Below are 25,348 nucleotides of genomic sequence, written 5' to 3'. Positions count from 1 at the left end.
ACCTTCCCCGCCCCGCATCCGTAGGCGTCCTGCTTCAGGCAGGCGAAGATCTTCGTGCCTTTGCCGATTGCCGCCCGGATGGCGCGATAGTTGGAAGCGATGGCCGACAGGTCGATTTCACGCCAGGCAGTCTCGGCGACGGGCAATGGGTTTTGACGCAGACTATTCATGGGCCACCTGCTGCAGGTCGACCCGATGCGGGCGTGCTTCTGCCTGTCGCGCGCCATTCAAGCGGGTTTCCAGAAGGTGGAAAAAGCCGGTCAGGAGGAAAGTCAGGCCGAGATAGAGCAGGCCGGCGGCAATGAAGATCTCGTAGGGTGCAAATGTCTCCGAGACCAATTTGCGGGACAGGCCGGTTATCTCCAGCAAGGTCACGGTGCTGGCGAGCGACGTCGCTTTGACCAGGCTGGTGACCTCGTTGGCATAAGAGGGAAGCACGCTTCGAAAGGCGATCGGGAAGATGATCCGGCGCTTGATCTGCAACGGCGACATGCCCACCGCCTGCGCCGCCTCGATCATGCCAGCGCTCACGGCCTGGATGCCGCCGCGAAAAATCTCCGTGGTGTAAGCAGCGCCGTTCAGGGAGAAGGCCAGCAGGCAGCACCAGAAAGGATCGCGCAACAAGACCCAAAGCACGCTCGAGCGAATGGCGCCGATCTGGCCGAGGCCGTAATAGATAATGAAAAGCTGGACGAGCAGCGGCGTGCCGCGAAACACATAGGTATAGGCGAGCACAGGCAGCGAAAGCCACTTGCGGGGCGACGCGCGCATGAAGGCCAGCGGTACGGCAAGGACGAGGCCGGCAAGCAGCGATGCGAATGTCAGGAGAAGCGTCAGCGGAATGCCGTCGGCAAGCGTGATTGTGCTGGTGAGGAGAAGCGCGATGTCCATGACCTGGCGCCTCACCGGCCGGGAACGGCAAAATGCCGTTCGAGACGATTGAAGATCAGCAGCGCAAGGCTGGTCAGCGCGAGATAGAGGGCCGATGCGGCGAGATAGAATGTCAGCGGCGCCCGTAGCGAGCCGGCGCCGATGGCGGCGACGCGCATGATATCGGTCAGCCCGACGATCGAGATCAGCGAGGTTTCCTTGACCAGCGAGATCGACTGGTTGGCAAGGGCCGGCAGGGCGATGCGCAGCATCTGCGGCAGGATGACCAGCAGCCAGGTCTGCCACGAATGCAACCCGAGCGAACGGGCCGCCTCGATCTGTCCCGCCGGTATGCTGAGCACCGCGCCTCGGAAAATCTCCGCCGTGTAGGCGCCGAAGACGACGGTAAGCGAAACGACCCCGGCGAGGAAGGCGTTGACCTCGACATAACGACCGAAGAAAGCGCTGATGGCGACCGTTCCGCCGAAATAGATCAGCAGGATGATGATGAGTTCGGGCACGCCGCGAATGATCGTCGTGTAGAAGCCGACCAGGAGGCTTAGGGCCCTCCACCGCGACAATCGCCCCGCCGCCGCAAGCAATCCGAGCGCCATGCCTAGCATGCCGCTGATGAGCGCCAGCAGCACCGTCGTCTTCAGTCCGCTGACAAACTGCACGGCGAATCCGTCCATGCGCGAGGTCCTTCTATCGATGTGAGGCGAGAAAGCCGCGGAGGCGGCTGGAGGCGGGAGAAGAGAAGAATTCCCGCGGTGGGCCTTCCTCTTCGATCAGCCCGCGATGCATGAAGGCCGCCCGCGTCGACACCTCGCGCGCGAAGGCGAGTTCGTGGGTGACGATCACCATGGTGCGCCCCTCGTCCGCAAGTGCTGCCATGACGCGCAACACTTCGCCCACCAGTTCCGGATCCAACGCCGAGGTCGGCTCATCGAAGAGCAGCACGCTTGGCTCCATCGCCAGCGCACGGGCAATCGCCACGCGCTGCTGCTGGCCGCCGGAGAGATGGCGGGGATAGGCGTCCGCCTTGCCCGAGAGCCCGACCTTGGCGAGGAAGCGACGTCCGAGATCGGCCGCCGCATGGCGCCGAAGCCCCTTCACCAGGACGGGCCCTTCCGTAACATTCTCGAGCGCCGTCTTGTGGGGCCAGAGATTGAAGTTCTGGAACACCATGCCGACGGAAGCCCGCGCCCTCCGGACCTGCCGCTGATCGAGGATCACGGCCGGCCCGCCACGCTGCGATACGGTTCGGATCGCCAGTTTCTCGCCGTGGATCCAAATGTCGCCGCGGTCCGGGACAGTCAGAAGATTGAGGCAGCGCAGAAGCGTGCTCTTGCCCGAGCCGCTGCTGCCGAGGATCGAGAGAATTTCGCCTGGACGGACGTCGAGATCGACACCGCGCAGGACGTCGTTGCCGCCAAGCTGCTTTTCGATCCGCTCGGCGCGGATGCCGTGCGTCTGGTGAACCGTCGAACCGCCAGGCATCAGGCGCTCCGCGCGCCGCCGATACGAAACACGCGGAATGCTGGACACGGCAAAGCCGTTGCTGCGCGCATGAGCGGCACCACCCTTCTGCCTTCGATTGTCGATGTGTGGGAGCGCCGCTTTGCTCCGGCGGCGCCAAGCGCCTTCGGAACGGCGTCTTGACCTCAGAATTGCCCGCGGGCTTCCCGGGGTCAATTTATAAGCGAAATTATTTTTCGATAAGCTCAGCTAATATGGTCGAACGCCATCACTGCCCGAATATCCCTGTCTGGCGCTGCTACAGCAAATCGGCGTGGCGCAATCGGCATTCCGGTATAAGTTGATCTTTGCAGAGAAGGGGCGGCAACCGGCAGCCGCATGGGAAGCCTCGTCATGGTGGAAATTTCGAAAACGGGCATCACGCTGCGCCAGCTTCAGATCTTGCGCGAGGTGGTCAGGTCGGGCTCGGAGCGGGCTGCCGCCAAGGCGCTCGAAATCACCCAGCCTGCCGTCAGCCAGCAAATCCGGATCCTGGAGGGGCTGCTCGGCGTCCAATTGTTCGTACGCGACAAAGGGCGGTTGCTTCCGACAGCCCAGACGATGGTCCTTTTTCGCGATACCGACGCGACCTTCGTGCAGATGGAGAGGATCGCCAAGACGGTCGAGACACTAAAGGGCGTCGACAGCGATACGATCAGCATCGCGGCGCCGTACGTCTTCTCGCTGCGACTTCTTCCGGAGGCTTTCCACAAGCTGCGCTCACGCCAACAGGTCGCGGCGATCGTTCTCAAGTCGGGCACCTACCCGGAAGTGGCAGACCACGTGCTGGAGGGACGCGCCGACATCGGAATTGCGCGGCTGCCGCTTGACGGCAACGTCTTCGACTGGTGCCCGGCGACGACCGCAACCAATGTCTACATCTTCCCCCGGGGCCACCGGTTCGCTCAAAAGGACATTATCAGGCCGGAAGATCTCGTCAGAGAACCACTCGCGGATGTCGAACCCCAGATGCAGTCGCATCTCATGAATGAGAACGCCCTGCGCTATATGGGGGCGGAACCGCATCTCGCGATCCAGGTCGATGTCATTGGCCAAGAGGTCAGTTTCGTCGCCGCAGGGCTAGGTATCTCAAGCAGCAACACCTTTGCCGCCCGGCAGTACGTGTCTTTTCCAGTAGAAGTCCGCCCCTTCGAGCCAAGCGCGCTCTATCACTACGTGGTGTTCTGGCAAAAGGGCCGGCGGTTAGGCACACTGCTTCAGGAGGCAGTGAATGTGCTCGTGGAGTGCGCGCAGTACGAGATGGAACGTCCCGACCTTTGAGTACGCAGCATCCGTTCATGCCGATTTGCACGACTGAAAGCGAGAACAGGTGCGCTAAGAGAGCGACTACGAGGATAGCGAGCTCGGCCTTGGCCAGATTAGATCAATCGGAAATGAGTCCCGCGGCCGAGCCGGCAGGCCGGCAGCCTGATCCAGCCCTTTTGCAGGCCGGAGCATCCTCTTTTTGAGACTGCAAACCTGAACGACTTTTCAGGCCGATCGTCTTTGTGTTCATGCCCAGGATCACTTTGTTCCCCGGCAAGCAGCATCGGAGGCAGATATGGAAATCGCTCATCTTCTGGATATGGACGGCGTACTTGTTCGCGGGGGAGCTCCTGTCGAGGGGTCAGTCGACTTCGTGAGAGCGCTGGTGGAAGATATGCGGTCCTTCCAGATCTTCACCAACAATTCTAGGTATACCCCGGAAGATCACGCGCACCGTCTGCGTGGAATAGGTTTTCCCGTCGAATCTCACCACATCTATACTTCGGCCATGGCGACCGCTCGGTTCGTCAGCCAACAGCTTCCGGGCGCCTCCGTCTATGCCATCGGCGACCAGGGGCTGGTATCGGCTCTGCAGGCAGCGGGATGTCGCCTTACAGTATTTTCCCCTGACTATGTCGTCCTCGGGGACGCAGATTCATATCACTACGAGGAGATCGCTAAAGGCGCGCAGCTCGTTTCTGCGGGAGCGCGGTTCATCGCGACCAGTCCGGACCCAGCCGTGCCAGCCGAGAAGGGGCTGCATCCGGCTTGCGGGGCGGTTGCTGCCTTGATCGCCGAAACAACCGGCATGAAGCCCTATTTCATCGGCAAGCCGAATTCCTTCATGACCAGATGCGCCCTTGAAAGACTGAGGGTCAGCGCAGAGCAGACTGTATTGGTCGGTGACAGAATGGACACCGATGTTCTTGCCGGACTGGAAGCCGGGATGCGATCCGCACTGGTTCTTACCGGTGCGACGGCATTAGCGGACGTGGCGCGTTTTCCTTTCAAGCCCAACCTGGTCGTTTCTCGCTTGTCCGATCTTACCGATCATACATGGTCCTGACACATCGATCATTGGCCTGCGCACTGATCCACCTCGTGTCGGCCCGCTTTTATTGCATCATCTGCTCGATGCTCGCCCGCAAGCTGCGAGGAAAATGTTGCAAGCACAATCCTCTCTCCTGCTGCGACGAAGCTCCGCGCTGCCCTCCGAGCGGACAAACCATTGGTCCGCGCATTGTCACCGAAAGTGTTTACGCAGGATCCAGATAGTCAGTCGCCCGAGACCTCCAGGATTACTGATTCCCATGGGGCAAGCTGAATCTCCGAAGAGAAAACCTTGTCTTGACGCCCCGACAGGTTGGTGAGGAGCATATCCCAGGGTGCACCCATGGCGGGAAGTCCAAGCAATTCTGGTTCGCGGCTGAAATTGACGGCTACAAGCAGCCGGTCAGCTCCGAACCCACGCGTATAGACAAAGAGCCTTTCATGCGCTGGATCCAGATCAACGTAGTCGCCATAGGTCAAGGCGAGCTTCGATCGACGGAGCGCAATCAGTCGCTGGAAATAGCGATAGATCGAATCCTCACGGGCAAGATCAGCCTCGGCATTGATTTCGGAATAATTCGGATTGACGCCGAACCACGGCTTCTCGGCCGAGGTGAAGCCTGCGTTGGTTCCGCCATTCCACTGCATGGGAGTACGCGCATGATCGCGACTCGTTTGCCTGAGATGCGCGATGAAGCACTCGGGGGAAACTTTGCCGCCGAGAACATGCTCTGCCCACTGCCCTTTGACCTCGATGTCGTCGAATTCCTCAACGTGCCGGAAGGGAAAATTCGTCATACCGAGCTCTTCGCCCTGATAGATGAAAGGAGTGCCGCGAAGGGTGAGAACCAATGTTGCAAGAGCTTTGGCTGACTTCACACGGAACGCCGGGGTATCGTCGCCAAAATGACTTACTGCGCGTGGGTTGTCGTGATTGCTCAAGAATATTGCGTTCCAGCCGGACGCGCCGATTGTTCTGTCTAGCCTGGAGTAGACAGCTTTGAAAGCTGGTAAGTTCCAGTCAGTTTTTCGCCAGCCATTCCGGTCAAGGCGAACGACGTCGAAACTTATCAGCATGTCAAGTTCATGTCGGTCCTCATCGACAAACAGCGGCGCCTTGACGTCCGTCACGCCATAGGCCTCGCCGACGGTCATGGCGTCATAGTGCGCCAGTACCTCGCGGTTCATCTCCTGCAGATAGTCGTGCACACGCGGGCCATCGCTATAGGTGAATTCTGGAGCTTCCAGCTGTTTCGGAGTCAGATCGGGGAACGTCTGATCTTTTGATATGAACGGAATGACGTCCAGCCGAAAGCCGGCGACACCCTTGTCGAGCCAAAAGCGCATGATGTCGAAAACGTCCGCGCGAACGTCAGGATTGTCCCAGTTGAGATCCGGCTGTTCCTTGGCAAAATAGTGGAGGTAGTAATCTCCCGTGGCATCGTCGTTCTGCCATGCGGAACCGCCAAAGAATGAAGGAAAATTGTTGGGCGTAACTCCGGTACCGTCCCGCCAGATGTAGTAATTTCGCTTCGAACTATCTCGCCCGCTCCTGCTTGCTACGAACCACTCGTGCTGGTCACTGGTGTGGTTGAGAACAAGATCGATTATCAGGCGGATGTTTCTTGCTCGGGCTTCCTCGAGGAGGCGATCAAAGTCCTCCATCGTGCCGAATTCTCGAAGAACCTTGCGATAGTCGCGAATGTCATAGCCGTTGTCGACATTGGGCGAATCGAAATGAGGGCATAGCCAGATAGCGTCCACACCCAGTCCGGCGATGTAGTCGAGTTTTCCGATGATTCCTTGAAGATCACCGATGCCGTCGCCGTCCGAGTCGGCGAAAGAAAGCGGGTAGATCTGATAGACCACGGCCTCTTTCCACCAATGCCGCCGAAGACTGTCCTGCCTGTCGAAATCCCTTCCGGCGCCCTTCGACATGTGTCCTCCTGTCTGATTTGCTTTGGGTCAAGAGCGCCTGCCCTGGCCTCGGGGCAGAACTGAAGCGTTTGTAGCGAAGTCAACCATTTCCCCACGGGGACAGCGCTGTGCGACGTCGTCAGCCGAAGTTTTGATCAATGAATGGCGGCTGGACGGCCGGTAGTCGGCCGTCCAGCCGCGCGCCGAGCATGAGGGAGGCCATACATCGGCGAGACGATATAAAGGCAGGCGCAGGTCCATGTCTACAAGATTTTTTTCAGAATGTCGACATTCTACCTTGATGACGTTTCATTGATGTAGCATCTTGATGGCACCGTCAGCCCGGCGTTCCAGATCGAAGGATGGAAGATGAACGACATTGCCAGACCCGTTTCGGGGCTTTCGTCTGCCCCCCGGATTGTCGAGATCGCAGCCGTCCCCCTTTTCGGTGAAAGCCCGAAGGGGGGCTGGTCCGTTGAGATCAGGCCTGGGGACTCAATTCATGCGCTGATAGCCGTCCACACAGACGCTGGCATCACCGGATATGGAAGCGTCTTCACTGATGGCCGTCTAGCGAAAGCGGGACTGGAGGTTCTCAGGCCCCTGCTCATCGGCGAAAACACGATGGAGCCGGAACGCATCTGCGAGAAGATGCATCAGAATACCTTCTGGATGGGACGTGGCGGGACGCTGACCCATGTGGCCGGAGGCGTGGACATCGCGCTGTGGGACATTCTGGGCAAGTTAATAGGGCAACCTGTCGGCCGTCTGCTCGGCGGCACATACCGCAACCGAGCCCAGCCCTATTGCTCACTGCTTATGGAGGAGCCCTCCCGAATGCGCGACGCCATTATGCGCCATAAGGAGCGGGGATTCCGCGCATTCAAAATCGGGTGGGGCCCGTTTGGACGGGCACTTGATCACCATCTCGACGAGAGAATCGTGGCTGCAGCGCGTGATGCGATCGGTACAGGGTCGAGATTGTTTGTCGATGCCGGCGCGAGCGATGCCCATTGGCCCCATGGCCTGAAATGGGCAATGCGAACAGCGCAGATGCTGGCCAACTACAACGTCGGCTGGTTCGAAGAGCCGCTCAGGCCGGATGCAATCGACGACTACATTGCCCTGCGCAAGGCGAGCCCGGTTCCGGTCGCCGGAGGCGAGGTACTCACGCGCCGGCAGACATTCCTTCCATGGCTGGCCGCCGGTGCACTGGACATTGTCCAGCCGGATGTCACCAAAGTGGGCGGGCTCAGCGAACAGCGTCGGATCGCCTGGATGGCGGACGATTTCGGTATCAGATACGTGGGGCACGGCTGGAATACGGCGCTCGGACTTGCAGCCGACCTGCAGTTGGCATCTGCCCTGCCATTGTGTGACCTTGTCGAATTCATTGGAGGCAGCCCCTATGTCGACGGCCTGCTCGAAGAGCCATTTTCGCTGGATGCGGACGGGTATGTGACCATTTCCGACAGACCGGGCCTGGGCATCACATTGAGCCCCGAAAAAGTCGCACGCTACGCGCCGGATCCCGAGCCACTGTTTCGCGTCCGGTAATCGCCTGCTGGAGATGCCTCTAAAGAAAGTGACACGTCAATGGAAAAGCAACGTCTGGCAGCACGCAGCGCCATCGTAACGGGTGCCGCCCGCGGTATCGGGCAAGCCATCGCTCGCCGGCTGGCGATGGAGGGGGCGAACGTTGTTATCGCCGACATCGACATCACGGAGGCGGAGGAAGTCGCCGCATCCTTGCGGGCATCGGGATTTGGCGCGAGAGCATGCGAGGTCGACATCGCGGAGACATCTGCACTGGAGAAGTTCGTCCGCGTCGTCACGGATGATGTCGGTTCCTGCGACATCCTCGTCAACAACGCCGCTGTGCTTGATGCATCAAAAACCAGCGAACTGACCATCGAGCGCTACCGAGACGTGATGCGGGTCAATCTGGACGGCGCGCTCGGTCTGACTCTGAAACTGTTGCCGTTGCTGAAGCAGTCATCCTGTGCGCGCGTTGTCAACGTTGCCTCCATCATGGGGATGCGCGGTAGCAGGGATTCGATCCCCTACTCGACCGCTAAGGGTGGGCTGATAAACCTCACTCGGTGCCTCGCCTGCGATCTTGCCGACCACGGCATCCTGGTCAACGCCATCGCGCCCGGATTCGTCGATACGAGAATGGCACTGCTTCCAGATGGCTCCGGCCATGAGCATGAGACCGACTGGTTTCAGGCAGTCTACATCAAGCACGGCCGTATCCCGATGCGGCGCGCAGGAACCTCGACGGAGATCGCCAACGCGGCCTATTTCCTGTGCTCTGACGACGCGAGCTATGTCACGGGCCAAGTACTGCTTGTCGATGGCGGCGCCTCGGCAACTTTCTGAAAAATGATGATCCCTGATGGAAGCGAGCCCTGGCGGCTCGATTGGAAGCATGGATCGCTGACTGTCCTACCGGTCGGCGCCATCCTGTGGGACTGCCGGTTCCGCCTGCCGGACGGAAGCGATTTCGTGCCGTTCGCTGCCGCATCCTGGGCCGGCGACCGGGCATACGGGGACCTGCCAGGTCACATGCAATGGCTCGGTGGGGAATTTGCCTGCGCGCCTTTCGGCGTTGGCGGTCCAGTCGAGGGGCAGGCCGAATTCGAATGGCGTGACGTTCTCAGCGGCTCAGTCAATTCGCCTCCACACGGATTGTCGGCAAACGAAAAATGGTCCCTTCTGTCAAGGGACGGCACCAGACTGCTGCTGGGACAGGCCTATCCTTCCCCCTCCCCCGTGATGCGTGTGACCAGAACGATCGAGGCCGATCTGGATGCTCCGGCGCTCAATCTCACCTTCACCATCGAAACCCGGCGCGCCTGTCGCATCCCGCTCGGGCTGCATCCCATCCTCAATCTCGATCGCCCTGTCGAACAGATCAGGATTGCTGCCGATTTCGAATTCGGCCTCACCTACCCGACAATAGTGCCACCGGACGCCATGCTGAGCAGGCCGGGACGCAAGTTCTGCCATTTGAGCAGTGTTCCGGCACGAGGTGGCGGATCGGTGGATCTCACCCGGCTGCCGAAGACACGGCCTGCGGAGGATGTCATGCAGCTGTGCGGTGTTCGAGGCCCCGTCTCCGTCGAGTTTCTCGATGCCGGAGCACGGCTTACGATCGACTGGGACAGAAGTATCCTGCCGTCCTGCGTGGTCTGGATCGGAGACCGGGCCCTTCAAACTCCACCGTGGAATGGCCGCTTCCGTGGCCTCGGGATCGAGCCAATCGCAGCGGCGTTCGACTTTGCGGAGGACGTGTCGCTGGCCGACAACCCGATCGCCCGGCGCGGCATCAGGACGGCGGTGGATATTTCGCCCGATGCGCCGTGCGTCATCCGCTATCGCTTCGAAGCCAGCCTAGTACGGCCGTAACCGCGCTGGTCAGTTCTGATCGCGCGCGGCGCGGCGGCCGGAAATGATGCCTTCATAGTCCACACTGACGTTGTCCGTCACGATGTGGTCCCTGAGAGCCATGTTGAGCTTCTTCGACGGCGTGGCGCTCAGCGCTTGAAGCAGCTGCCGGTGCTCTTCGCAGAGGCTGCCGAGATCGCGTTCCAGACACGCAAGGGAGAAGATGATCTCGAGCCGCGGCCGCAGCGTGGTCCAGAGACTTTGCAGGATCCGGTTGTCGGATGCGAATATGATGGCGGTATGAAACTGCGCGTCGAGCCGTGCTGCCTCACGCCTTTGGCCCTGCGTGGCGGCGCCTTCCATCGCTCGGACTATGTCCGTCAGCTCCGCCGTCAGCCGCTTCATGGCACCGGTCGACACGGCCTCAGTGACCGCCAGGGCTTCAAGCTCGCGCCGCACCACATTGAGTTCGCGCACGAGGCTCGCCGTGACGTCAAAGATGCGCATCCCACGATAAGGGACGCTCTCGATCAGACCTTGTGTCTCGAGGATGCGCAGGGCTTCGCGAATTGGCGCCCGGCTCACGCCGAGCTTGGCTGCCAGTTCAACCTCGAGGATGCGGTCACCCGGAAGAAGAATGCCCTGCGCGGCCTGTTCGAACACCGCATCGACGACCTGATCGGCAAAAGTCTTGGCCTGGAAATTCGGGTCGCGTTTGCTGAGATCCTGTGCTGACATAAGAGCCTTTCGAGGGTATCGCCGCGGAGCCCCACCATCAGCGCCCGGCATCGGCTTCTGTTCTAATTCTGATTGTCGACAGGCACAACATCAGACAAACGACGTTGACAGGTCAATGCCCTCCCGTCGTTCCCGAAGAGGTGACAGCGCTCCGGATCGAACACCAGTTGCACTGGATCCCGAAGACGCCACCTTGATTTACCTTCGCCGCGGACGGTAACGGTCTGCTCGCCGCCAAAGCGAACGTAGAGGTGATGGCAGTCGCCAAGTTCCTCGATGAATTCGATCATGCCATCCTGTCCAGCAGGATCTGGTCTCAGGATAATGTGCTCGGGCCGGATTCCGAGCGTGAGTTTTTCCTCTGATGAGCCGGTGGACCCTGCAGCCGGCAGTTCGATGTGCTTGCCGCCGGGAAGGTGCAGGCCGACCGAGGTGTCGCTTCGTTCGGTGACCTCCGCATCGATGAAGTTCATTTTCGGGGAGCCGATGAAGCCTGCGACAAACAAGTTCGCGGGCGAGTCATAGAGCTCCAGAGGCGCGCCCACCTGCTCGACTCGTCCGGCGTTGAGGACAACGATTTTGGAAGCGAGTGTCATGGCCTCGACCTGATCGTGCGTGACGTAGATGGTTGTGGCGCCAAGGCGCGCCTGAAGCCTGGCGATCTCGATCCGCATCTGAACACGCAGAGCTGCATCAAGGTTCGACAGAGGTTCGTCGAACAGGAACACCTTTGGTTCGCGTACGATCGCCCTGCCTATAGCGACGCGCTGGCGCTGCCCGCCAGAGAGCTGTTTCGGCAGCCGCTCCATGAGCGGCGCAAGATCGAGGATTTCGGCGGCCCGCTTCACGCGAGCTTCGATCGTCGCCTTGTCGGTCCCTGCAAGTTCCAGTCCGAACGCCATATTCTTCGACACGGTCATATGGGGATAGAGCGCATAGGACTGGAAAACCATGGCGATGCCCCGCTCGCGGGGCAGTCTGTCGTTCACGCGATTTCCGGCAATCAGGATATCACCGCCGGACGGATCATCGAGGCCGGCGATAAGGCGCAACAGGGTCGACTTGCCACAGCCGGACGGCCCGACAAAGACGACAAATTCCCCGTCCTCGACCGTAAAGCTCACGTCGTCGATGACCCGCGCGGCTCCATAGGCCTTTCCAATATTGTTCAGCTCAACCCTGGCCATAAGTCAGATCTCCTGTCGACCGACGCGCAGATAGGCCGCGTCATACCCATCGAGCACTACCCGACCCCTCTCGAAGTGCCCTGAAAAGCCGTGTCCAGCCGTCATCTCCGCGCCAGCCAGACCGGCCAGCGTAAGTTCGACCTCCTTAGGACCCGGATTGAATATGCCGATCAGCGAGCCATGCTCCGTTTCGCGCGCCACCGCCACCAGAGGCGCAGGAACGTCGAGGAATCTCATTGATCCCGCATTAAACTCCGGTTGCGCTTGCCGCCAGGACAGGAAAGTCCGCGCCCGGTTCAGGCTCGAGGCTGCAAATTCTCTCTGGTGCTCCACCGAGCGGGCAATGTGACGAGGATCGACCGGCAGCCAGGGTTTGTGATCCGAGAACCCTCCGAAGGGCACCTCCGAGGTCCACGCTATTGGGGTCCGGCAACCGTCCCTCCCCTTGTAGATGGGCCAGAATTCCAGGCCGTAGGGATCCTGCACATCCTCGAATGCAACCCGTGCATCCTCGAAACCGAGTTCCTCGCCCTGGTACAAGCAGATAGTGCCCCGGAATGTGGCGAGAAGCGCGATGAAGAGCGGCGCAGCCCGGTCCGGACAATCTTCGGCATGCCAGCGGGAAACGACCCGCGGATTGTCGAGATTGGAGAGCGACCATGCTGTCCACCCGTTGCCGATGCCACGGTCCATCGCCGAGACCACATTGCGGATGTGGACCGCATCCGGCTCCTTCGCTGCCAGCAGTTCAAAGGTGTAGGCCGTATGGAGCCGCTCGCCGGATTGCGTGTAGCGCCGCGTCCATTCGGGAACTTCCTCATCCACACCAAGTTCGCCGAGCAGAAAGGCGTCACCGTAACGGCGCATCAGTCCCCGTAGCCGCTCCAGAAAGACCAGGTTTTCGGGCTGGTTCTTGTCATGGAGATGAAGCTGATGGCCATAGGGATTGCTGGCCGGAACCGTCGAGAGATCGGCATCAGCCGGAACCGGCGGATTGTCCCGCAGATGACGGTCATGCACATAGAAATTCACCACATCGAGGCGGAACCCGTCGACGCCACGCCCGAGCCAGAACTCGAAGACATCGAGGATCGCATCCTGAACCTGCGGCGCGTGATAGTTGAGATCCGGCTGCGAGCGCAGGAAATTGTGCAGATAATATTGTCCGCGCTGCGGCTCCCACTGCCAGGCCGACCCGCCGAACAGCGAGAGCCAGTTCGAGGGCGGCGAACCGTCGGGCTTCGGATCGACCCATACATACCAGTCTGCCTTCGGGCCGGACCGCCCGGCGCGGCTTTCCTCGAACCAGTCATGCTGATCGGACGTGTGGCTGACGACAAGATCAAGCAGAACCCTGATGTTGCGTGCATGAAACGCTGCCAGCACCGCGTCGAAGTCGGCTATGGTTCCGAAGATCGGATCGACGTCCCGATAGTCGGCAACGTCGTAGCCAAAATCCCTCATCGGAGACCTGAAAAAGGGCGATATCCAGACCGCGTCTACACCCAGCGACGCGATATGGTCGACTTCTGCGAGAAGACCGGGCAGATCGCCGATTCCGTCACCGTTGCCGTCCCTGAAGCTGCGGATATAGACCATGTAGATGACGGCTGACCGCCACCATTCATCACCGTGAACTGTCATCGGATTGTCTTCCTCAAAGGGCCCGGGCGGCCGCCGTCGCTGCCAGAGCTGGAGCGGTCGAGGCAGGACCCAGGAACACAGCGTCCAGTGCATTGAGGTGTATCCGCCCGTCCTCGGCTGAACCGGTGAAGCCGTGACCGGCAAGGGTGGTCAGGGCAGCCAGTTCCGGGGCGTTGAACTCGACCCTTTCGCTGCCTAGATTGAACACCGCGGCGGTCACATCGTCGCCAGTCTCCCGGATCAGCGCGAGCACAGGCTGTGGTGCGTCGAGGAAACGGACGCTCCCCCAACGCAAGGCCGGATGCTCTTTCCTCCAGGCGAGAAACCGCCTGGCCCGATTGAGACCCGACTCCGGATCGCCACCCTGGCGCTCCACAGAACGCGCCATCTGCGCCGCATCGACGGGCAGCCATGGCTTGACCCCGGAGAAGCCTCCGAACTGTCCGCTGGAACTCCAGGCAATGGGCGTCCGGCAGCCGTCGCGCCCCTTGAATGTTGGCCAGAACTCGATGCCATAAGGATCCTGCAGCTGGTCGAATGCGACTTCGGATTCGGAAAACCCCAGTTCCTCTCCCTGATAGTAGAGAGCGGTTCCCCGCAGGCAGGCCAGCAATGCCATCAGCAGCGGTGCCGCGCGGTCGGGGTTACCGATCTTCCAGCGCGAAAGAACACGCCTGACATCAAGGCTGGAAAGCGCCCACGCATGCCATCCCTCGCCAATTCCCTCTTCCATTTCCGAGACGATATTGCGGATCTGATTAGGCGAGGTGGTAGCAACCATTCTGAACGTGTAGGCGGTGTGGAGTCGTTCCTGGCTCGTATAGGATCGGGTCCAAAGGGGTTCATCCTGGTCGACAGGCAGTTCACCGATCAGGACCGCATCGCCATATCGCTTCATCAGCGCACGCAGCTGCTCCAGAAAGCCAAGGTTTTCCGGCCGCATTTTTTGATGGCTGTGAAGCTGCATCGCATAGGGATTGCTGCGCGGTGCGGTCGAACCGGAAAACCCTTCCGGAATGGCCGGGTTGTCCCGCAACTCGCTGTCGTGAAAATAGTAGTCGGCCGTGTCGAGGCGGAACCCATCGACCCCGCGTTGGAGCCAGAACTCGAAGGCGGCAAGCGTGGCCCTAGGGACGTCAGGGTTGTGGTAGTTGAGATCGGGCTGTGACCGGAGAAAGTTGTGGAGGTAGTACTGCCCGCGACGCGGATCCCATTGCCACGCTGAACCACCGAATACCGACAACCAGTTGTTCGGCGGCGAGCCATCGGGCTTCGGATCGGCCCAGACATACCAGTCAGCCATTGCGTTGGTTCGGTCGGCCCTGCTCTCCTCGAACCAGGGATGCTGGTCGGAGGTGTGGCTGACGACCATGTCGAGCAGGACCTTCACGTCGAGTTCGTGGAACCGCGCGACGACAGCGTCGAAATCGGCGAGCGTCCCGAAGACAGGATCCACATCGGTGAAGTGGGCGACGTCGTAGCCGAAATCCTTCATCGGAGAGACGAAGAAGGGGGAAATCCAGACCGCATCAACGCCCAGAGAGGCGATGTAATCCGCCTTCTCCAGCAGCCCCGGCAGGTCGCCTACTCCGTCGCCGTTTCCATCCATGAAGCTGCGGATATAGACCATGTAGACGGTAGCGCCCCTCCACCAGTCCCGCGCGACGGCGTCACGCCCCGGAGCCAAGCCGTTTTTTGTCATTTCAGATTTCCTTTCAGATCAGCCTTTTACGGCGCCCGCCACAAGGCCGGACACGATGCGCCTTTGGAAAACGAGCACGACGAGAACCACCGGGGCCGTCACAACCACCGACGCAGCCATGATCTTTCCCCACGGCAATTCGTAGTGGCTGTTTGCGCTCATGGTGGCGATTGCCACCGGCACCGTGCGGACGTCGTCCGTCAGCGTGAACGTCAGGGCGAAAAGAAATTCGTTCCACGATGCGATGAAGGTCAGCAGGCCCGTCGTGACCAGGGCCGGCGTCATCAACGGTAGGAAGATGCGCGTCAGAACGATCAGCGGCGTGGCGCCGTCGACATAGGCGGCTTCCTCCAGTTCGACCGGGAGTTCGCGCATGAAAGCAGTCAGGACCCAGACTGTGAACGGGAGGGTCAGGATAAGGTTCGACAACACAAGCCCGCCAAGTGAGTTGTAGAGGCCGAGCCCCCGGATGAGCTCGAAAAGGCCGGCCAGAACCGCGACCTGCGGGAACATCGAGACGGACAGGATTGCCAGCATCGTGGTATCCCGGCCGCGGAACCGGATGCGGCCAAGAGCGAATGCGGCGCCCATTGCGACAGCGAGGGACACTGCGGTAACCGCAGATGCGACAATGAGCGAATTCAGGATGTTGTGCACGAACTGACCATCCGCGAGCACTGCTACGAAGTTCGACAGACCCACGTGGCTCGGCCATAGTTCGGCGACGAACAAATCCGCACCGGACTTCAGCGACGACACGATCGCGTAATAGAACGGGAACAGCACATAAAATGCGGCGAGAAGCGCGAGCGCGTAGAGCCCTGCCTTGCGAAGGAAAGCCCTCATGACATTTTCCCCAAAGTGCTCGACCTCGTCGCGGTAAGGAACATGATGGTCATTGCCGCAATCGTCAGGAACAGGAGGGTTGCGGCCGCCGAACCGTAGCCTGCAAGCTGAAAATCAATCAGCTCGCGGCGTGCGAACATCGACATGGACATGACGCGCTTGTTGTTGGATGTGAGGACATAGATGACGTCGAAAACACGCAATGCATCAAGCGCACGGAACGTGACGGCGACTATCAGGGCCGGCCAGATCAATGGCAGGGTGATCCGCGTCAATATCGTCCACGGCCCGGCGCCATCGATGCGGGCTGCCTCGAAGCAGTCCCGCGGCAGCATCTGCAGTCCTGCGAGGATGAGCAGCGTCATGTAGGGCGTTTCCTTCCAGACGTCCGCGATGATCACGGTCCAGTAGGCGATGGCGGGATTGGCGATCCAAGCGACAGGTTCATGAATAACGCCGGACATCAGAAGCACGTGATTGACGATGCCGTACTGGTCGTTGAGCATCCAGCCCCAGAGCTTGGCCGCGACAATCGTGGGAATTGCCCAGGGGATCAGGATCGCGGCCCTCAGGAGTCCACGTCCCGGAAACTCGCGATCGATGAGCAGCGCCAGCGCGAAGCCGATAACGGTCTCAAGCACGACCGAGATGCCCGCAAAGGTCACTGTGTTGAATACGGCGCGCCACCAGTCACGATCGACAAGCAGCCCCGACCAGCCGTCCTGGTCGTGCGCTAGAAAATTCGAGAAGCCGATAAACTGGCCGCTTGTTTCCGCTCCGAGGCCCGCATCCGTAAGGCCGAGCCAGATCGTGCGGAGCAGCGGCCAGGCTGCCACCGCCGCAAAGACGGCGATAGCAGGCGACAGAAATATCCACGCGGTCCGGACACGCCGTCTCTCGAGCGAGACTGCGCCCGTCGACATCACCACCCTCCCCGGCCAATCTTCGAAAGGTTGGCCTCCAGTTCCGGCAGGGCATCCTCGGGGGTTTCGCTTCCCTCCAGCACTGCGTGCACGCTCTCCCAGAACGCCGCTGACACCTGGTTGTACTTTGCGCCGGTGACAGTCGAGGGCAACGCCACGCCATTCTCCACGATCGGGCCGATACTTGCGAACAGCGGGACGGCCTTCAGGATATCTGCATCCTCGAACAGCGCAGGCCGCGTCGGTAGGAAGGAATTGGAGATCGCCCGGCGCTTCTGCTCGGCGGCGCTGGTCAGATAGAGGACGAGGTCGACCGCCAGTTCCCTGTTTTTGGAGTATTCGGAGACACCGAGCCCCCAGCCTCCGATGTTGCCGGTAGGCTTACCGCCCTCGACATCTCCCTGCGGCAGAGCTGCGACGCCGAACTTGCCCTTGATCGGACTGTCGTCGCTGCTGGCCATAGCCCAGACGTAGGGCCAGTTGCGCAGGAACACTGCGTTGCCCGTCTGGAAGATGCCGCGCGTCTCTTCCTCCGCATCGCCAAGCACGCCTTCGGGAGAAATCTTGCCGATCCAGCTTGCAGCGAGCGAAAGCGCCTTTGCGGCATTGGGGTTGTTGACGGTAATCTTGCCTTTCCGGTCAATGACGGTGCCACCGCCGAATGCATCGATCCATTCGACCGCGTTGCAGGAAAGTCCTTCATATGCCTTGCCCTGGAAAACGAAGCCCCAGAGCTTGTCATTACCGGCGGCATGTTCGGCATCCATGATGGTTTGCGCGGTCTGCGTCAGCTCCTCCCAGGTCTTTGGCACCTGTTTGCCGTATTTCTCGAGAAGATCCTTGCGATAGTAGAGCACGCCGACATCGTTATACCAGGGAAGCCCGACCAGCTTGCCGTCGACCAGATAGTCGGCCAGAATGTTGGGGTAGTGCTCGGCCTCGCTTCCCTTCGTGTACGGCTTCAGATCGATGAAGTGCCTGGCCAGCGCTCCCGGCCATATGTTGTTGAGCATGTAGACGTCGACCTCGCTCGACTGGGCGGTTAGCCGCTGCTGGTAAAGTCCATACTGCTCGCTGGAGTCCTCGACGTTCCGAATTGCGCGGATGGTGTTGCCGGTCTTCTTTCCCCATGCTTCGGCGCCACTCTTGCACAGATCAAACTCCGTTCCGGCCACGCCGCACGTGATTGTGATTTCTGCCGCTGCCGCTGCCCCGGTTCCGGCCATCAGAACGGTACCGACTATCAGGCCAATCAAACTGCGCTTCTCCATGGCATTCCCCTTTCTTGAACGAACTGTCGCTCTTCCGGCGCACGTGTATGAAACTCATAATGTCGACATTTGTCAATCATGAATCTATCCTTTTAATGTCGACATTCATAATCTCCTACACTAGATTGGATCGACGCGAATGTGAGGACGGGACGATGCTACCGAGCCGGACGAGACCAGCGCGGTCCAACGGCACAACAAGAAACTGGCGACGCAAGCTCGATGAAACATATGCGTCCATCCTTGACATCCAACGCAGCAAATCTGCGAAGGATGTCAGCCAGGCGCTTCTCTCGTTTGCCGGTCAGTTCGGCACAACCAACATCCTTGCCGGCATCATCCCGCCCCGCAGTGCCTCACGCCGTGAGCAGCTTTCCCATGTGCTTCTGGACCACTGGCCGGCAGAATGGTCGGATCGCTATTTCTCGATGGGCTATCTCTATCGCGACCCGACCATTCGCCTCGTCGCGCAGGGAAGTCAGCCGTTTTCGTGGCGAGACCTTGGCAATCTTGGTGAACTCTGGCCCGGCGGCCGTCGTGTCATGGACGAAGCGGCCGAGTTCGGACTGCGTGAAGGTCTGACGTTTTCGTTCTTGACAGTCGAGCGGCAGAGAGTCGGACTATCCATTGCCGGTGAAAGGCTCGAACTGCCGCCTGGCGAACAGGACGCGTTCCTTCTCGTGGCGGCGTATGCTTTCGGGAAAGCCGTGGTCCTGGCCGAAGAAGACGGGCAGACAGAGGCGGTCAGCCTTTCACCTCGCCAACACGATGTACTGCAATGGGCTTCCAATGGACTGTCTGTCGAGGCTATTGCCGATCGCCTCGGGATCAGCATCCATACCGCCGACAGTCATCTGCGCGCCGCACGCGAGAGACTGGGCGTGCAGAACACCGTGCACGCCGTCGCGGAGGCATTTAGGCTCGGCTTGATAGCCTGACCCTCACGCAATCACGTGATGCCCGAACGGGAACGAGGCCGGCAGACTGTAGGTTGACCTCAACCGTGAAGGACAACCTATGCTGCACATCGTGACCAACGAAAATTTCGACCTCTATCGCGATGAAATGCAACAGGCCTTCCGCCTTCGCCACAAGGTGTTTGTGGAAGAGAGAGGCTGGTCGGAATTGCGACGTGAGGATGGTCAGGAAATTGATCGGTTCGACGACGATTACGCCGTTCACATGCTCTTCATTGACGACGACAATCATGTCATCGGCTATCAGCGTCTACTACCGTCGACACGGCCACACCTGCTGTCCGCGGTGCTTTCCCCACTCTGCGAAGTCGAGCGGCCGGTTGGTTCGAACATCTGGGAGTGGACACGCTACTGCGTCGAGGCCGGCCACCGCGAGCGCGGCCGGATGCTCAGCCCGGTGGCGAATGCTCTGCTCTCCGGGATCGTCGAGTGGGGCCTACATAACGGCGTGGACACGATCATCATCGAGATGAACCCGCTCTGGCTGCTCAGGCTTGTGCAACTGCATTTCAAGGTCACGCCCCTCGGGATACCTCGCGTAATCAGTGGCGAAGAGACCCTGGCTGTCACCGCGAGCTTCGACCAACGCACGCTCGCCCGGCTCCGCGAAATGCGTGACGCCGTCTCGTAGGCAGGCCGGTTGCGGCTAGCGCCAGCGCCTGCGATCCCGATGGGGCATCTCTATCATCAATGGTCATGGCCGCTCCCATGTCTCCGGAGAAGGAAGCGCAATGCGGCGACGGATCCAGCTCCTCACGCTTGATTGCGCACTTGTTGTCGCCGAGGAAGGCAGTTTCCTCGGCGCTTCCCGACGCACGGGCATACACCATTCTTCCCTGAGCCGGCGCATCCGGGACCTTGAGCATGCGCTCGGAACCGCGATCTTCGCGCGGCATCCGGGCGGAGTCCGGCCAACTCCCGCCGGCGCAGCACTCCTGCGTGACCTGCGTCGGGTCCTGAGGGACCTCGACGGGACACTCGCGACGGCGGGCACGGCAAGGGGACAACAAGGCGATGGCCCGACCGCCGGTCCCGAGGTGTCCGAGCATGTGACCGAGCTTCTGGATGCAGTTGTCGACTTCATCCGAAGCACGCCCGACGTCAGCCTCCGTTTCGTGGAGACGAAGCGCGCGCCTCAAGGACTATCCTGACTTGGCATCGCGCCGCGCCCGACTGAACGCCCTGTCCGTCATCATGAACCGTGCAAGCATCGGCGCGATGAGCTTCGCGGGATCCGCGACTGTCTTCCCTGTTTCACGACCGAGCACCTCTGCGTAGGCGACAAGATCGCGGTGAACGGGCGCGGGCAGCTCGACCGTAATCTTGACCGGCCGATCGTCGGGAATGGCAGAGAGTTTCAGCTTCGTCATGACGGTGCCTTCACTGTTCCGTATGGCGCCAGCACGAGGTCGCGATTGACGATCACCCGAACTGGGAAACCCGTCCGGACTGTGAGCGTTGGCTGGACATCGAGTTGGCGACCCACGATCTGCTGACCGACATTGCTTGTCGAATTCTGTGCGCTTTCGCGGATCGCCTTGGCGATGTCGCTCTCATTGTCGCTGGAACCGAGGCTGCTGCCGATGCCCAACAACGTCGAGAGCGCAGCGGCCCGGAACAGCTGGCCCCAGTGATGGTCTACTTCGTCCTCAAGTCCGGAAAACCCTTGCGCATCCGTACCCTGTTGACGCTCCAGCACGATTGAGGTGCCGTCGGGCATGATGAGCCGGTTCCAGACCAGCAGCACACGTGACTGTCCGAAGGCAACCTTGCTGTCGTACTGGCCGATCAGCCTTGCGCCTTGCGGAATGAGCAGAAACGATCCTGTCGGGCTGTCGTAGACATTTTCCGTGACCTGAGCCGTGATCTGGCCGGGAAGATCGGAGCGAATGCCGGTGATAAGCGCCGCCGGAATGATCGTGCCGGCCTGAACGACATAAGGTGAGGACTTTGTAGCGAGTCGGTCGGGACTGACGGTGCGTCGATCCGGCTCTGCATTGACGAAAGCAAGCTTGCTATCCTGCGTGCCTTGAACAGAGCCTGGATCCGATGGCCGTTGCTCGCTTGGTACCGTCAACTTGGACGTAGCGTCGGCGACCGAATCTCCCGCGCCAGGAAGGTGCTGCGGTGGATTTACTCGCACGCTGGTATCGGTGAACAGCTTCGCCACGCGCGCTGACTCGATTTCGGCCAGGCGGCGTTGTTCGTCCTGGTCGACACGCGAGGCGCCGATGGCTGGCATCTGCACCGGCGCCCCGCGCTCCTGGGCACGCAGGATAGGACGGCCAAGATCGCCTGGCAGAGCGGGGCCGAGTTTCGGCACGCCGGCGTAATCCTTGGGCAGCGCCTGCAGCCCATCGGCAGTCGAGCGGTTTTCGGTGGTGAAGAGCTCGGACGGTGGCTCGTTGTCGCGCCGCCTGGTGTCGAGCGCCCACACCAGCGCGCCAAGGATCGCGATGCTGGCCACACCGCCGAGGCCGACCAGCACCTTGCGCGACAGCCGCATCACCCGGGTGGGTGCTGGCCGCAGCCGCAGCTCAGCTCGCAGGTCCTGGCCCGAGACATTAGTCGCCTCGCTCATCGGAACAGTCCCACGCTGCGCTGAGGCCGACCATCGGTGCGCACGATGCGAACGCGCTTCTCACTCGCCTTGTCGCCGAGCCTCAGTTCGGCTGCGGCGAAGAGCCGGTCGACGACATAGTAGTTCTGCCGTGCGCGGTAGTTGACCAGTTCGGAGCCCCCCGACGGGCCGATGACGAACAGCGGCGGCATCTCTCCCTGGCCAATGCCTGACGGGAACTCGATATAGACCTTCGCGCCATCGTCGAACGCCCGCAGCGGCTTCCAGGGTGCGGTGTCGCCCTCGATGCGATAGCGGAAGTTGAGTTTCTGGATGTCGACGCCGGCGGCTACCGGCTGGGCGGCCGAAGCCTGCACGTTCTGGCGGCGTAGTGCGATCAACTGATCCTGTGGATACTGCCAGGACACCGAGGCCATATAGGTCTTTTCGGTCGACCGCAGCTCGAGGTGATAGGTGCGGCGGTCGCTGTTGATGACGAGGTTGGTCACCAGATCGGGCCGCGTCGGCTTGACGAGGATATGGACCTGAAGCCGCTCCCCTGCCCCGCTCTCGGTATCGCCGACGATCCAACGCACCGTGTCGCCGGCGGCGACAGGGCCGGAGCCGACGAGCTGTTCGCCGGGTTGCAAGGCAATATCGGTCACCTGGCCGGGTGCGGCGTAGATCTGATAGAGCGCGCCTTCGCTCCAGGGATAAAGCTGGATCGCGTTGATGAAGCCATCGCGAACCGGCTGCATGCGTGCCGCCTCATTGGCCTGGCTGATCCGCTGCTTGGGATCGGCGGGCTCCGCCTTGGCGCTCATGGTCCCGACCGGCTTCAACTGGCCAGGGAGCGGAAGGGGCTTCGGCAGCTCCACCACCTTGACCGGGCCAGGCGGGTCGACCTTGCGGATGGCCGGCATCGCTTCGTCGTACCTGATCTCGGGCGGAATGTATTTTCTCGAGGCGCAACCGGCGAGCGCTGTTGCTGACAGCACGACTGCCATCGTCACAGTGCGCGCTGTGTCCAGCTTCCTGTTGAATGTTCGTGTCGCACACATCACGAAAGCTCCTTCGACCAGTTGATGGCGTTGACGTAGACACCGAGCGGATTGGCCTTGAGCCGGTCGGCGTCCCGGGGTTGCTGAATCACAATGGTGAGGATGGCGGCCCAGCGCTCGGAGCTAGCCAGGCTGCCGTTCTCGTAGCGGCGCTCGATCCAGGCGACACGGAACGAGTTTGGCGAGGCACGAATGACGCTTGAGACCTCGACGGCGATCTGGATCTTGCCAACCTTGGCAAAAGGGTCGTTCAGGCGGGCATAGTCGTTCAGCGAGATGGCACCGCGATCGGTGGTGTAGTCGTAGGCGCGCAACCAGTTCTGGCGGACGATCACGGGATCATCCGGGACGGCCCTCACCTGTTCGATGAAGCGGGCTAGGTGCCAGGCGAGCTGAGGATCGGTCGGCCGGTAATCGGAGACGGCGGAAGCGACCGCTTGCGCCTCACCAAGCTTGTCGACCTCCACCACCCAAGGAACCACGGAACCGCGCGTCGACTGCCAGACCAAGGCGGAGGCGAAGCCACCGGCCAGCACCAGCGCGCCGAAGGCCATCACGCGCCAATTTTTTGCTTGGACACGAGCCGAACCGATGCGCTCATCCCAGACTTGGGCGGCACGCTGGTACGGCGTCTCCGGCTGCGGTGTCTTGCCATATCGAACGGAAGGTCGTCTGAAGATGCTCATCGGCGATCGTCCTGATTGAGAGAAACATTCATCGAGCCGCCGCCATGGTCGCCTGAGCGAACGGAGTGCGCGGCCATGCTGGCGCCATGGCTCATGGTCTGGCCGCGCTTCATGCGTGCGGCCCAGGCCGGCGGGGATTGCACACCGGATTCGGCTGTCGAGCCCGACGCTGAAGCCATCGCCTCCGATGGCCGCTCTCCACCGGTCGCGGTCCACGCGGCCGAGCGCCCGGCCTGATGACTGGACGACAAGCCTGAAGCCGCGCGCGACATAGCCTGCCTCACCGGCTGTGCGGCAGCGCCGGCGCCGGCCCTGGCGACGCCCGCCATGCCGGCGGCGATCGAGTCGGCGCCGCCCTGTCCGGACGTGGCTGCGCCAAGTCCCCATGCCGTCGTCGTGCTTCCGGCAAGATGCGCACCGCCGCGCGCAGCGGCTGCTGACATGCGCCCTCCCGCCCCGATCGCACCAGCAGCGCCACTCAATGCGGCCCGAGCACCCATGGCACCGGCCGCACCAAGGCCGACGGCAGCCAGGCTCGTGCCGATAGCGGCGCCCGCACCAAGCTGTGGCGCACCGGAAACCAGGCCTGTCGCTATGCCGGGGCCAAAGATCGACAGCCCCATCAGCGACAGGGCACCCAGCACAAGCGACAGCGCATCGGTGATCGTAGGCTCGTCCGCCCCAAAACCTTGCGTGAACTCGCCGAAGAGGCCCGAGCCAATTCCGACGATGACGGCAAGCACCAGGATCTTCACGCCCGAGGCAACAATGTTGCCGAGCACTTTTTCGGCAAGGAAGGCAGTCCGGCCGAACAGCGCAAAGGGGATCAGCACGAAGCCGGCAAGCGTCGTCAGCTTGAACTCGATCAGAGTGACGAAGATCTGGACGGCCAGAATGAAGAACGCGATCAGCACGATCGCCCAGGCGATCATCAAGACTGCGATCTGGACGAAATTCTCGAAGAACGAAACGTACCCCATCAACTGGCTGGCGGCCTCGAGGATCGGATTGCCGGCATCAATGCCCACCTGCGCAACGCGCCCCGGCTGCAACAGCGCGGAGCCGGAGAGTGCCGATCCCCCAGCCTTAAGCCCGAGCCCGGAAAAACTCTGGAAGACGATGCCGGCAAGGCGGTTAAAGTTGCCGATGATGAAGGCGAAGAAGCCGATATAGAGGGTCTTCTTGACCAGCCGGTGCAAAACGTCCTCGTCAGCACCCCAGGCCCAGAACAGCCCGGCGATCGTGATGTCGATGACGATCAGGGTCGAGCTGAGAAAGGCGACCTCGCCGCCAAGCAGCCCAAAACCGGAATCGATGTAGCGGGTGAATGTTTCCAGGAAGCGGTCGATGACACCAGTGTCATTCATGGCGCCACCCTGTCCGGGCGAGAGGGATTCTGCGCGCTCGGCGGTGTAGCCGGCTGTGCGGGCAAGAGGCGGCTCTGGTCCTTGTCTGCAGACGGAGCCGCATAAGGCGACACGTGCGGTGCCGGCTCAAGGAAACGCCGGCGGTTTTCAACCCAGGCCTTCCTGCAGGCCGCGTCGGCAATCGCGGCCATACCGATGTCGCGACACCGTTCCAGTTCGGCCCTGACTGGCTCGCCGCCCGGGTGTGCAGGGCGCCGGGAGGACGCATCCTGCGAGCCGGCGCCGCGCAGCACCATGAAGGCGGCGGTCATGGCGGCGACAAGGGCGAGAACGGCTATCATCCGGGCGGCGATCTTGAGATCCATGGATCGTCAC

At 61.2% G+C, this 25,348-nt stretch carries 26 protein-coding genes; 8 read left to right on the top strand and 18 right to left on the bottom strand.

The features are described from left to right. From EN738_RS04005 to EN738_RS03990, 4 genes are all read right to left on the bottom strand, one after another. Positions 1-170 (bottom strand): alanine racemase (locus EN738_RS04005; RefSeq protein WP_189605746.1); only part of this gene is annotated, 170 nt, incomplete at its 3' end. Further along, on the bottom strand, positions 163-891 hold the full coding sequence (locus EN738_RS04000) for an ABC transporter permease subunit (RefSeq protein WP_127282566.1): 729 nt from the start codon (positions 889-891) through the stop codon (positions 163-165). The genes EN738_RS04000 and EN738_RS04005, both read right to left, overlap by 8 nt. An 11-nt stretch (positions 892-902) precedes the next feature. Then, complete coding sequence (locus tag EN738_RS03995; RefSeq protein WP_127282565.1) at positions 903-1,562, bottom strand: ABC transporter permease subunit; 660 nt, start codon at positions 1,560-1,562, stop codon at positions 903-905. Positions 1,563-1,575: 13 nt separating this feature from the next. Then, positions 1,576-2,370 carry an amino acid ABC transporter ATP-binding protein gene (locus tag EN738_RS03990; RefSeq protein WP_127282564.1) on the bottom strand — a complete coding sequence of 265 codons (795 nt, stop codon included), beginning with the start codon at positions 2,368-2,370 and terminating at the stop codon, positions 1,576-1,578. 372 nt (positions 2,371-2,742) lie between these two features. Here EN738_RS03990 and EN738_RS03985 point away from each other — a divergent pair, with 372 nt between their 5' ends. Next, on the top strand, positions 2,743-3,669 hold the full coding sequence (locus EN738_RS03985) for a LysR family transcriptional regulator (protein WP_127282563.1): 927 nt from the start codon (positions 2,743-2,745) through the stop codon (positions 3,667-3,669). Between the two features lie 280 nt (positions 3,670-3,949). After that, the gene (locus EN738_RS03980) at positions 3,950-4,720 is read left to right on the top strand and encodes an HAD-IIA family hydrolase (protein WP_127282562.1); all 771 of its coding nucleotides are present in this window, start codon (positions 3,950-3,952) and stop codon (positions 4,718-4,720) included. A gap of 209 nt (positions 4,721-4,929) precedes the next feature. Here EN738_RS03980 and EN738_RS03975 read toward each other — a convergent pair whose 3' ends face one another. Beyond that, entirely contained in the window at positions 4,930-6,642 is a 1,713-nt protein-coding gene (locus EN738_RS03975; RefSeq protein ID WP_127282561.1) for an alpha-glucosidase, read from the bottom strand. A 348-nt stretch (positions 6,643-6,990) separates the two neighbouring features. Here EN738_RS03975 and EN738_RS03970 point away from each other — a divergent pair, with 348 nt between their 5' ends. The 3 genes from EN738_RS03970 (at position 6,991) to EN738_RS03960 (ending at position 10,032) form a co-directional block, all read left to right on the top strand. Then, the gene (locus tag EN738_RS03970) at positions 6,991-8,178 is read left to right on the top strand and encodes a mandelate racemase/muconate lactonizing enzyme family protein (RefSeq protein WP_127282560.1); all 1,188 of its coding nucleotides are present in this window, start codon (positions 6,991-6,993) and stop codon (positions 8,176-8,178) included. A 39-nt stretch (positions 8,179-8,217) separates the two neighbouring features. Further along, positions 8,218-9,003 (top strand): SDR family NAD(P)-dependent oxidoreductase, encoded by a 786-nt coding sequence (locus EN738_RS03965; RefSeq protein ID WP_127282559.1) that lies wholly within the window; start codon positions 8,218-8,220, stop codon positions 9,001-9,003. Between the two features lie 126 nt (positions 9,004-9,129). Then, a complete protein-coding gene (locus EN738_RS03960; RefSeq protein WP_127282558.1) occupies positions 9,130-10,032 on the top strand; it encodes a hypothetical protein in 903 nt (300 codons plus the stop codon). Positions 10,033-10,041: 9 nt separating this feature from the next. Here EN738_RS03960 and EN738_RS03955 read toward each other — a convergent pair whose 3' ends face one another. The 7 genes from EN738_RS03955 to EN738_RS03925 all read right to left on the bottom strand — a co-directional run bounded on the left by EN738_RS03955 (position 10,042) and on the right by EN738_RS03925 (position 18,322). Next, positions 10,042-10,749, bottom strand: a complete 708-nt coding sequence (locus tag EN738_RS03955; RefSeq protein WP_189605745.1) for a GntR family transcriptional regulator — start codon at positions 10,747-10,749, stop codon at positions 10,042-10,044. Positions 10,750-10,811: 62 nt separating this feature from the next. Next, on the bottom strand, positions 10,812-11,936 hold the full coding sequence (gene ugpC / locus EN738_RS03950; protein ID WP_127282556.1) for a sn-glycerol-3-phosphate ABC transporter ATP-binding protein UgpC: 1,125 nt from the start codon (positions 11,934-11,936) through the stop codon (positions 10,812-10,814). A gap of 3 nt (positions 11,937-11,939) precedes the next feature. Continuing rightward, entirely contained in the window at positions 11,940-13,580 is a 1,641-nt protein-coding gene (locus EN738_RS03945) for an alpha-amylase family glycosyl hydrolase (protein WP_127282555.1), read from the bottom strand. Between the two features lie 13 nt (positions 13,581-13,593). Next, positions 13,594-15,282 carry an alpha-glucosidase gene (locus EN738_RS03940; RefSeq protein ID WP_127282554.1) on the bottom strand — a complete coding sequence of 563 codons (1,689 nt, stop codon included), beginning with the start codon at positions 15,280-15,282 and terminating at the stop codon, positions 13,594-13,596. Between the two features lie 18 nt (positions 15,283-15,300). Continuing rightward, positions 15,301-16,128 carry a carbohydrate ABC transporter permease gene (locus EN738_RS03935; protein WP_127282553.1) on the bottom strand — a complete coding sequence of 276 codons (828 nt, stop codon included), beginning with the start codon at positions 16,126-16,128 and terminating at the stop codon, positions 15,301-15,303. Then, positions 16,125-17,051: a sugar ABC transporter permease gene (locus tag EN738_RS03930; RefSeq protein WP_127282552.1), complete on the bottom strand. Its 927-nt coding sequence runs from the start codon at positions 17,049-17,051 to the stop codon at positions 16,125-16,127. Before EN738_RS03930 ends, EN738_RS03935 begins: the two co-directional genes overlap by 4 nt. Then, the gene (locus EN738_RS03925) at positions 17,051-18,322 is read right to left on the bottom strand and encodes an ABC transporter substrate-binding protein (RefSeq protein ID WP_127282551.1); all 1,272 of its coding nucleotides are present in this window, start codon (positions 18,320-18,322) and stop codon (positions 17,051-17,053) included. The genes EN738_RS03930 and EN738_RS03925 overlap by 1 nt, the downstream gene beginning before the upstream one ends. Positions 18,323-18,381: 59 nt before the next feature. Between EN738_RS03925 and EN738_RS03920 the strand changes: the two genes are divergently transcribed. From EN738_RS03920 to EN738_RS03910, 3 genes are all read left to right on the top strand, one after another. Beyond that, positions 18,382-19,260, top strand: a complete 879-nt coding sequence (locus tag EN738_RS03920; protein WP_189605743.1) for a LuxR family transcriptional regulator — start codon at positions 18,382-18,384, stop codon at positions 19,258-19,260. 79 nt (positions 19,261-19,339) lie between these two features. Beyond that, positions 19,340-19,930 (top strand): acyl-homoserine-lactone synthase, encoded by a 591-nt coding sequence (locus EN738_RS03915; RefSeq protein WP_127282549.1) that lies wholly within the window; start codon positions 19,340-19,342, stop codon positions 19,928-19,930. A 100-nt stretch (positions 19,931-20,030) separates the two neighbouring features. Then, on the top strand, positions 20,031-20,450 hold the full coding sequence (locus EN738_RS03910) for a LysR family transcriptional regulator (protein ID WP_127282548.1): 420 nt from the start codon (positions 20,031-20,033) through the stop codon (positions 20,448-20,450). On the opposite strand, the gene EN738_RS03905 is transcribed toward EN738_RS03910, so the two are convergent. From EN738_RS03905 to trbK-alt, 6 genes are read right to left on the bottom strand one after another with little or no spacing between them, the layout of a single operon-like run. Beyond that, positions 20,442-20,669, bottom strand: a complete 228-nt coding sequence (locus tag EN738_RS03905) for a DUF2274 domain-containing protein (protein ID WP_127282547.1) — start codon at positions 20,667-20,669, stop codon at positions 20,442-20,444. The genes EN738_RS03910 and EN738_RS03905 overlap by 9 nt on opposite strands. Further along, the gene (locus EN738_RS03900) at positions 20,666-21,880 is read right to left on the bottom strand and encodes a TrbI/VirB10 family protein (protein WP_127282546.1); all 1,215 of its coding nucleotides are present in this window, start codon (positions 21,878-21,880) and stop codon (positions 20,666-20,668) included. The genes EN738_RS03905 and EN738_RS03900 overlap by 4 nt, the downstream gene beginning before the upstream one ends. Then, the gene (gene trbG / locus EN738_RS03895; RefSeq protein WP_127282545.1) at positions 21,877-22,920 is read right to left on the bottom strand and encodes a P-type conjugative transfer protein TrbG; all 1,044 of its coding nucleotides are present in this window, start codon (positions 22,918-22,920) and stop codon (positions 21,877-21,879) included. Before trbG ends, EN738_RS03900 begins: the two co-directional genes overlap by 4 nt. Next, positions 22,920-23,606: a conjugal transfer protein TrbF gene (gene trbF, locus EN738_RS03890; protein WP_127282544.1), complete on the bottom strand. Its 687-nt coding sequence runs from the start codon at positions 23,604-23,606 to the stop codon at positions 22,920-22,922. The genes trbG and trbF overlap by 1 nt, the downstream gene beginning before the upstream one ends. Next, a complete protein-coding gene (gene trbL, locus EN738_RS03885; protein WP_127282543.1) occupies positions 23,603-24,973 on the bottom strand; it encodes a P-type conjugative transfer protein TrbL in 1,371 nt (456 codons plus the stop codon). The genes trbF and trbL overlap by 4 nt, the downstream gene beginning before the upstream one ends. Then, on the bottom strand, positions 24,970-25,338 hold the full coding sequence (gene trbK-alt, locus EN738_RS03880) for a putative entry exclusion protein TrbK-alt (RefSeq protein ID WP_127282542.1): 369 nt from the start codon (positions 25,336-25,338) through the stop codon (positions 24,970-24,972). Before trbK-alt ends, trbL begins: the two co-directional genes overlap by 4 nt. Positions 25,339-25,348: the final 10 nt, after the last annotated feature.

Origin of the sequence: Mesorhizobium sp. M4B.F.Ca.ET.017.02.2.1 (genome assembly GCF_003998955.1) — a bacterium.
In the GTDB taxonomy this organism is placed as follows: domain Bacteria; phylum Pseudomonadota; class Alphaproteobacteria; order Rhizobiales; family Rhizobiaceae; genus Mesorhizobium; species Mesorhizobium abyssinicae.
The sequence above is the reverse complement of the archived record's forward strand: the minus strand, read 5'-3'. Positions and strand labels throughout refer to the sequence as shown.

Bases quoted from the DNA above. Each gene is read 5' to 3' on its own strand.
- trbG (WP_127282545.1), bottom strand. From the start codon at position 22,920: ATGTGTGCGACACGAACATTCAACAGGAAGCTGGACACAGCGCGCACT.
- trbK-alt (WP_127282542.1), bottom strand. From the start codon at position 25,338: ATGGATCTCAAGATCGCCGCCCGGATGATAGCCGTTCTCGCCCTTGTC.
- EN738_RS03910 (WP_127282548.1), top strand. From the start codon at position 20,031: ATGCGGCGACGGATCCAGCTCCTCACGCTTGATTGCGCACTTGTTGTC.
- ugpC (WP_127282556.1), bottom strand. From the start codon at position 11,936: ATGGCCAGGGTTGAGCTGAACAATATTGGAAAGGCCTATGGAGCCGCG.
- EN738_RS03930 (WP_127282552.1), bottom strand. From the start codon at position 17,051: ATGTCGACGGGCGCAGTCTCGCTCGAGAGACGGCGTGTCCGGACCGCG.
- EN738_RS04000 (WP_127282566.1), bottom strand. From the start codon at position 891: ATGGACATCGCGCTTCTCCTCACCAGCACAATCACGCTTGCCGACGGC.
- EN738_RS03995 (WP_127282565.1), bottom strand. From the start codon at position 1,562: ATGGACGGATTCGCCGTGCAGTTTGTCAGCGGACTGAAGACGACGGTG.
- trbL (WP_127282543.1), bottom strand. From the start codon at position 24,973: ATGAATGACACTGGTGTCATCGACCGCTTCCTGGAAACATTCACCCGC.
- EN738_RS03975 (WP_127282561.1), bottom strand. From the start codon at position 6,642: ATGTCGAAGGGCGCCGGAAGGGATTTCGACAGGCAGGACAGTCTTCGG.
- EN738_RS03925 (WP_127282551.1), bottom strand. From the start codon at position 18,322: ATGGAGAAGCGCAGTTTGATTGGCCTGATAGTCGGTACCGTTCTGATG.
- EN738_RS03920 (WP_189605743.1), top strand. From the start codon at position 18,382: ATGTCGACATTTGTCAATCATGAATCTATCCTTTTAATGTCGACATTC.
- EN738_RS03905 (WP_127282547.1), bottom strand. From the start codon at position 20,669: ATGACGAAGCTGAAACTCTCTGCCATTCCCGACGATCGGCCGGTCAAG.
- EN738_RS03915 (WP_127282549.1), top strand. From the start codon at position 19,340: ATGCTGCACATCGTGACCAACGAAAATTTCGACCTCTATCGCGATGAA.
- EN738_RS03985 (WP_127282563.1), top strand. From the start codon at position 2,743: ATGGTGGAAATTTCGAAAACGGGCATCACGCTGCGCCAGCTTCAGATC.
- trbF (WP_127282544.1), bottom strand. From the start codon at position 23,606: ATGAGCATCTTCAGACGACCTTCCGTTCGATATGGCAAGACACCGCAG.
- EN738_RS03945 (WP_127282555.1), bottom strand. From the start codon at position 13,580: ATGACAGTTCACGGTGATGAATGGTGGCGGTCAGCCGTCATCTACATG.
- EN738_RS03970 (WP_127282560.1), top strand. From the start codon at position 6,991: ATGAACGACATTGCCAGACCCGTTTCGGGGCTTTCGTCTGCCCCCCGG.
- EN738_RS03940 (WP_127282554.1), bottom strand. From the start codon at position 15,282: ATGACAAAAAACGGCTTGGCTCCGGGGCGTGACGCCGTCGCGCGGGAC.
- EN738_RS03935 (WP_127282553.1), bottom strand. From the start codon at position 16,128: ATGAGGGCTTTCCTTCGCAAGGCAGGGCTCTACGCGCTCGCGCTTCTC.
- EN738_RS03980 (WP_127282562.1), top strand. From the start codon at position 3,950: ATGGAAATCGCTCATCTTCTGGATATGGACGGCGTACTTGTTCGCGGG.
- EN738_RS03965 (WP_127282559.1), top strand. From the start codon at position 8,218: ATGGAAAAGCAACGTCTGGCAGCACGCAGCGCCATCGTAACGGGTGCC.
- EN738_RS03990 (WP_127282564.1), bottom strand. From the start codon at position 2,370: ATGCCTGGCGGTTCGACGGTTCACCAGACGCACGGCATCCGCGCCGAG.
- EN738_RS03955 (WP_189605745.1), bottom strand. From the start codon at position 10,749: ATGTCAGCACAGGATCTCAGCAAACGCGACCCGAATTTCCAGGCCAAG.
- EN738_RS03900 (WP_127282546.1), bottom strand. From the start codon at position 21,880: ATGAGCGAGGCGACTAATGTCTCGGGCCAGGACCTGCGAGCTGAGCTG.